The organism is Nitrospinota bacterium (genome assembly GCA_035528715.1).
In the GTDB taxonomy this organism is placed as follows: Bacteria; JADFOP01; JADFOP01; order DATKYB01; family DATKYB01; genus DATKYB01.
In genome coordinates this window covers 1-7,163 of the sequence record DATKYB010000030.1, presented here as the reverse complement: position 1 = coordinate 7,163, position 7,163 = coordinate 1, and the positions used below count along the sequence as shown (strand labels likewise).

Genomic DNA, 7,163 nt, shown 5'->3' with positions numbered 1-7,163 from the left:
TTCAGCAAAGGAGACTCTTTCTGAAATCAATCCAGATGTAACCATTGAACCGGTCACGGAAAAGATTACTAAGGAAAACATTGATCGTTTTGCCCATGATGCCGATTTGATTATCGACTGTCTCGATAACTTCCCGACCCGTCATCTCTTGAACGAATACAGTGTCAAAACCAAAAAACCCTTTATCCATGGCGGGATCTATGGGATGTCAGGGCAGCTCACCTTTTTCCATCCCCCTGAAACAGCTTGTCTTGCATGCATCTTTCCCTCGTCTCCAGAGCCTGAAGTCTTTCCTGTATTAGGTGCCACTCCAGGTGTCATTGCAACCCTACAAGCGATGGAGGCGATAAAATTTCTTCTTGGCAAGGGTACGAATCTCAAAAATCGTCTTTTAACCTGGGATGGGGAAAAGATGGAATTTCGCAAATTAAATATTAAAAAGTCTCCTGATTGCCCTGTTTGTGGGAAAAACAATGGATAGAATTCTTTAGTTTGGCAGCTCACCCTTCCCGAAGACCTTTCTGGGTTTGGCTCCGTCTGCAGGTCCAACAATACCCTCTTTTTCCATTAGCTCTATCATCCTTGCAGCACGGTTATACCCTACCCTGAGTCTTCTCTGAATCATAGATATGGAGGCCTGGCCAGTCATTGTAATAAGCTTTACAGCCTCTGTATATTTCTCATCAAAATCTTCCCCATCATCAATAAAATCTTCAATTTTTCTCTGTTCTTCTAATAAGGCATTATCATATATCGGCTTCAGCTGTTTCTTGAGAAATATAACAACCCTTTTAACCTCTTTCTCTGAAACATAAGGGCCGTGAATTCTTTCTAATCTTGATGTTCCGGGCGGCAGAAAGAGTAAATCTCCTTTACCTAGAAGCTGCTCAGCACCATTAGCATCCAGTATTGTCCTCGAATCTACTTTGGAAGAGACCTTAAAGGATATCCTTGAAGGAAAATTTGCCTTGATGATACCTGTCAATACATCTACAGAGGGCCTCTGTGTGGCCACGAGGAGATGAATCCCGGCTGCTCTTGCCATCTGCGCCAAGCGGGTTAGAGAATCCTCTACTTCTCTGGAAGATACCATCATCAGATCAGCCAGCTCATCTATCACAACAACGATATAAGGAAGTTTTGTATGAACGAGTTTCTCATCCTTTTCTGATTTAAGCTTCTCTTCCTTAGAAATGCCGTTTTGTTTAATGAGTTGTGAAAGCCTCGTTATTACTCTGCTCTGTTCTTCATCAATGATTTGATTATACCTCTCTATATCCCTGACCTCTTTATCTGCCAGAAATCTATACCTTCTTTCCATTTCCTCTACAACATTTCTTAATACCAGAGCTGCCTTCTTGGCATTTATAACCACAGGAACAAGCAGATGAGGAATTCCATCATATATAGACAGCTCTAACATTTTGGGGTCAATCAATATAAGCTTAACTTCTTCAGGAGTCGTATTAAAAAGGAAACTGCAAATCATACAATTGAGAGCAACGCTCTTTCCTGAACCAGTAGCTCCTGCGATCAAAAGATGGGGAATTTGAGCAAGGTCTGTAACAGTGGGGTTTCCCAAAATATCCTTACCTAAGGCCAGGGAAAGCTTTGATTTGGCTCTTTGAAATGCTTTAGAGCCAAGGATTTCTTTTAAAGAAACATGTTCTCTTTCACTATTGGGTATCTCAATACCTACCACTGCCTTTCCAGGAACAGGAGCAACAATCCGAACATTTGCGGCCCTTGTGACAAGGGCAATATCATCAACAAGATTGATGATTTTATTTACCTTGACCCCTGATGCAGGCTCGAATTCATACATGGTAACTACAGGGCCAGGCAGCACCTGGATTATCTTTCCACCCACTCCAAAGTCTCTAAGCTTTTTCTCAAGGGTCTCAGATCTTTCAAGGATATCTTCTTTCTTCAATTTCTTTTCTTTGGGTGGTGGGTCATCCAATAAAGAAAGATGAGGTAATTGATAATCTCTGATCATATCAGAGAGCTTGAATCTATCCTCTTTTGGAAACGCAGCCGCCTTCTCCTCTTTTTTTATAGCGACATCAACTTCTATCTTTGGCTCTGCTCTCACTCTTCTCATTATCGGCTCTTCTTCTTCAATAGAAGATACTATTTTGCGCTTTGTCTTTTTAGGGAATGAAGGGATCTTGATCCTAATCGATATTAATTTTTTAAATATGATTAAAATAATATCAAAGATTTTCTTCAAAAGAGAACCAATTGAAAACCTTGTGGCTACCATAATAGAAACGATAAGAAGAGTAGAAAGAACAAGGTATGCTCCGATTTTATTAAAATAGGCTATAAAAATATTAGATACCAGATAACCGATTAATCCACCACCTTGGATTTCATGCTTGAAAAACGGATCCCTTTGATAGGCAAGATGAATAAGGCTTGAATAGGAAAGAAGGAATAATATCCCTCCTGATAAGGGATAAAGACTGGCTTTAAGCATCTTCCCCCTAAACACCGCAAACCCTGACAGAAAAAGAAACAACGGTATAAAATATCCTCCACTCCCGAGAAACTGAACCAGGCCATCTGCAATATAGGCACCGACTAAACCCATTAAATTTTTAACCTCAATCTTTGAGTCAAAAGAAATAACGGTATTAAAAGATGGGTCTTTGGGATGGTACGATATAAGGCTTATAAAGATAAATAGAGAAAGGGCAAGTAAGAAAACTCCTCCAACCTCTTTTGCCCCTCTATGTCTAAAAAAAGACATCTCTCTCCTGTTTTTATTAATCCTGATTAGCATTCTTTAGGATTAATTACTTAATTTTTTATAGCATAAATTAAATTCTGTTGCAATGGATTAAAACATTTTACTTATTATAAAAACCCTTCCTATCTGAAAGAAAACCTCTCATTTTAAAGATATTTTTTAATTTTTGCCTTGCAGGGTCCCCCTTCTCTAATTATAATTTATAAGTTTTGTTTTATCCTTAAGGGGAGAAGTATATGCCTGAAAACAGAGAAGAGTGGAAGAGCAGAATAGGTTTTATTATGGCTGCTGTGGGTTCTGCTGTTGGTCTGGGAAATATATGGAGATTTAATTATATGGTATATACGAATGGTGGGGGTGCCTTTTTAATTCCTTATTTTATATCCCTTTTCACAGCTGGAATCCCTCTTCTCATATTAGAGTTTGGTCTCGGGCACAGGATGCGGGGTTCTGCACCCTTATCCTTTAAAAAGATCGGGAATAGCTGGGAACTCCTAGGCTGGTGGCCAATCATCTTTGTCATGTTTGGTATCGAGCTTTATTACTCCGTTATTATCGGATGGTGTGTTAATTACTTGGTATATTCCTTCAACCTTGTCTGGGGAAATGATCCCAATACATTTTTCTTTACAAATTTCCTGAAAATGTCTGATAGCCCCTGGAAACTGGGCATTCCTAATCCTGTAATTTTATTAAGCCTGGGGTTTGTTTGGATTTCAATGTGGTTTATCTGCTCTCGAGGGGTTCAGAGAGGTATCGAAAAGGCATGTAAAATCTTTGTCCCCCTTCTCATTCTCCTTATTGCTATCTTAATCATAAGGGGACTTACTCTTCCTGGTGCCTTTGAAGGACTAAAGTGGTATTTAAAACCAGACTTTGCTGCCCTTAAACAACCAAAGGTCTGGATGAGTGCCTACTCCCAGACATTTTATTCTATGAGCGTTGGCTTTGGAATTATGATTGCCTATGCCAGCTATCTTCCAAGAAATTCAGATATCAATAGCAGCGCCTTTATTACAGGCTGCATAGATACTTTTTTCTCCTTTTTTGCCGGTTTTGCTGTTTTTAGCACACTGGGCTTTATGGCCTTTCAGACAAATCTTCCCTTTGAGAAGGTTGTAACGCAAGGCATTGGCCTGGCCTTTGTTGCCTTCCCTAAGGCGTTAAATGAGATGCCCCTTTTCTCAGGTCTATTTGGACTCATATTTTTTCTCGCTCTCGTTATTGCAGGATTATCCTCTGCTATCTCTATAATAGAGGCTTTTTCTTTAAGCCTTATGGATAAATACGGCACGCCGAGAAACCGCGTCATAACGATCTCCTGTGTCTTAGGATTTCTTGGAAGTGTTATATTCACAACAAAAGGAGGGCTTTTCTGGCTTGATATCGTCGATCACTTCTTATTACAGTATGGGCTCGTTACTGTCGGCATCTTAGAATGCGTGGCTATAGGATGGTTTTACAATACAGAAGATTTCAGGAATCATCTCAACTTAACCTCTTACTTTCCTATAGGGAGGTGGTGGGATTTCTGTATCAAGATACTGACCCCTTCGATATTGCTGATTATACTTATCTATACAACCATTCAAGAGGTAATGGCTTCCTATGGTGGCTACTCAAGAGCTGCTACACTAACCATTGGTCTCGGTTGGATTATCACAACTTTTATCACGGCCTTGATTCTTTATCGAGAAAAATGGAAAAATAAGGCCACTCTTCTTTTCAAGGATGAATAACCGATAAACCAAAGGCCTCCTTCATAATATCAAATATATATCTATTCTCGTTCAGACCAGCTACCTTTCTAGAATTGATACCATACCCTATAAGCATAACAGGAATATTTGTGTGACCCCCTGTTGACCAGGAGGCCTGATATCTTTTTGATAGGACCCTTCCTATGGCATGAGCCGTATAGACCTTTTTCTTGTTTTTATAGGCGGTAACATGAAAAGGGCTAAGAGGTCTTGGATTCTTGATGAATTCAGCTTCACTTTCTGAAATCTTAATCTTCGTATGTTTATATATGACTCTCTTGATATCATCCGTTGTGGGCTTTTGTCCAAATTCTTCCCATATCTTTTCAAAAGAAGCATCCTGTCTTGAGATCGCCTTTAAATTCTCAAGGCTTCCAAAATCATAACCCCCTTTATTCCTGATGATATAGGAGAGCCCCATTCCTCCTGTAGCATGGTCTGAAGTAACCAGTAAGAGGCTATCTTTCTTTTCTTTGCAGAACTGAAATGCCACCCCCACTGCCTCATCAAAATCGAGTATCTCTGCGACCACTGAGGCAGCATCATTGCTATGACCCGCATGGTCTATCCTGCCCCCTTCTATCATGAGAAAAAAACCCTTTTTATTTTTATCCAGAACTTTTATAGCCTTTTCTGTCATCAAAGCGAGGTTTGGGATCCCTGTATGATCACTCTTCTCCCTATCCAGAGCCATCAAGAAATGGGAGCTTGAAAAGAGACCTAAAAGCTTGACATCTTCAGGAGCCTTGATTAATTCGTCCTCATTACTTATAAACAGATAACCCTTTTTCTCTGCCTCCCTAATCAGATTTTTATTATCCTCTCTTTTTGAAAATTCTTCTGCACCTGCTTTAAGAGATATTTTTGAAAAATCCCCAGCCCTTGTTTTCTCTGGTATCCAATCTTGAATTCCTCCTCCCATAAGAACATCGATACCCTTTTCTAAAAACTGATCGAGTATCTCAAGCCTGTTTTCTCGAGAGAGGGTATGGCTCCCAAAGGCAGCAGGTGTGGCATGGGAAATGCTGGTTGTTGTTACAAGACCAGTAGACTTTCCCATCTCCTTTGCGATTTCAATGATTGTCTTTTGATCCTTTCCTTCTTTTGACTTTGCAATCCTTCTGATTACGGTTCTCTTTCCTGTTGACATGGCAGTAGCTGCAGCAGCAGAATCGCTCACCAGATTTAAAAGGGGTCTTGTGAGGATAAGGCCAAGATGCCCTTCTTTTATCGCTCTTTCCATCTCAAGCTCTCTTCCTTTTATCAACAGGCTATAATCAAGGGCCAGCGCAAACTCTCCTGGCCCCATACCATCAGCAATCATAAGAATAATATTTCTCGCCCTATCCTTTTCACTGGCACAGGCCAGATCTCTTATGGATAGGAAAATCCCAGTATATAAGATGCATAGTAAAACGATAAAGCTTACAAAAAATTTCTTAAAAGACCTCATATCTCTCTCCTGAGCTTTAGTTATTTTGGTATTGACTTTTTTCTGGAACCTTTTTCCAGAGGATGATAAGGGCAATAATCATCATAACAGTAAGAGAACAAACAGCCCCTTTATATCTCAAAACATCGCCAAGGGGGTGTAAAGAGAGAATAACCAATCCCCACAGGAGTGGACCAATAATCGCAGCAAACTTTCCAGACAGGGAATAGAGACCAAAAAACTCTCCCAGCATCTCTTTTGGAACAAGAGAAACCATAAGAGGCCTGGCTGATGTCCATGTCCCTCCCATGAATATTCCTACAAAAGAGCCCATCACCCAGAAAAGGGATTGATTCATTGTCGCTACTATTATCGATAAGGTTATGATCCAGCCAAAAAGGACAATCATCAAGGCTTTTTTACTTCCAATCCTATCTGTTATCAAACCAAAAAGAAAAGACCCAATAATGGCAGACGTCGTGGAAACAATAAAGAGAGGGATAATAACACTATCAGAAAAGCTCATCACTTTTGAGGCATATACAGCCATGAATATAATGATTGTACTGATTGCGTCTTCATAGAAAAACTTCGATATTAAAAATGCCAGGACCCCAGGGTACTTCCTGGTATTGGAGATACTGTCAATCACCTTGTTAAAAGCGCCCTTAAGATCAATCTTCCATCTCTCCAATGAAGGAATGACTTTTTCTCTATCCTTTAAAAAGATAAAGGTCGGAATGGAGAAGATGAGAAAGAGAACTGCAGTTGGAATAAAGGTAGCAACCCTCCCACCACCTTGGATAAAAGGAACATGAAAGCCTAAAACTTTCCCTTCATTAAAAGGCATAACAAGAATCAGTCCCACAATCGCTCCAAGATAACCGAAGGCAACCCCATATCCTGAGATCCTGCCGATCGTCTCCTTTGAACTGACCTGCGGGAGGAGGGCATTATAAAACACGAGCGCTCCCTGATAGGAATAATTTGCTATCATATAGAGGATGATAACTGCAAAGACCTTAGGATAGAAATCATCGATAAACCCTCCAAAGAGACCTATGAGAAGGGTAAATATGACACATGAAAGGGTAAGCGTTATCAAAAAGGGCATCTTCTTTTTATGAGTATCGGATATGACGCCGAGAATAGGCATGGATAAGGCCACGAGAACCATAGAAAACGAATTACCAACACTCACCCATATATCCTCCAA

At 40.2% G+C, this 7,163-nt stretch carries 5 protein-coding genes; 2 read left to right on the top strand and 3 right to left on the bottom strand.

What is annotated here, in order from left to right:
* A partial coding sequence (locus VMW81_02065) for a HesA/MoeB/ThiF family protein (GenBank protein HUU49729.1) occupies positions 1 to 481 on the top strand: 481 nt, incomplete at its 5' end.
* Between the two features lie 6 nt (positions 482 to 487).
* Here VMW81_02065 and VMW81_02060 read toward each other — a convergent pair.
* Positions 488 to 2,755 carry a DNA translocase FtsK gene (locus VMW81_02060; protein ID HUU49728.1) on the bottom strand — a complete coding sequence of 756 codons (2,268 nt, stop codon included), beginning with the start codon at positions 2,753 to 2,755 and terminating at the stop codon, positions 488 to 490.
* Between the two features lie 236 nt (positions 2,756 to 2,991).
* Here VMW81_02060 and VMW81_02055 point away from each other — a divergent pair, with 236 nt between their 5' ends.
* Positions 2,992 to 4,494, top strand: a complete 1,503-nt coding sequence (locus VMW81_02055; protein ID HUU49727.1) for a sodium-dependent transporter — start codon at positions 2,992 to 2,994, stop codon at positions 4,492 to 4,494.
* On the opposite strand, the gene VMW81_02050 is transcribed toward VMW81_02055, so the two are convergent.
* Both VMW81_02050 and VMW81_02045 read right to left on the bottom strand, forming a co-directional pair.
* Entirely contained in the window at positions 4,481 to 5,968 is a 1,488-nt protein-coding gene (locus VMW81_02050; GenBank protein ID HUU49726.1) for an alkaline phosphatase, read from the bottom strand. The genes VMW81_02055 and VMW81_02050 overlap by 14 nt on opposite strands.
* Positions 5,969 to 5,984: 16 nt before the next feature.
* Positions 5,985 to 7,163: MFS transporter (locus tag VMW81_02045; GenBank protein ID HUU49725.1), on the bottom strand; the 1,179-nt coding region annotated here is incomplete at its 5' end.

Coding starts and splice junctions, on each gene's coding strand:
- VMW81_02060 (HUU49728.1), bottom strand. CDS start 2,755: ATGTCTTTTTTTAGACATAGAGGGGCAAAAGAGGTTGGAGGAGTTTTC.
- VMW81_02055 (HUU49727.1), top strand. CDS start 2,992: ATGCCTGAAAACAGAGAAGAGTGGAAGAGCAGAATAGGTTTTATTATG.
- VMW81_02050 (HUU49726.1), bottom strand. CDS start 5,968: ATGAGGTCTTTTAAGAAATTTTTTGTAAGCTTTATCGTTTTACTATGC.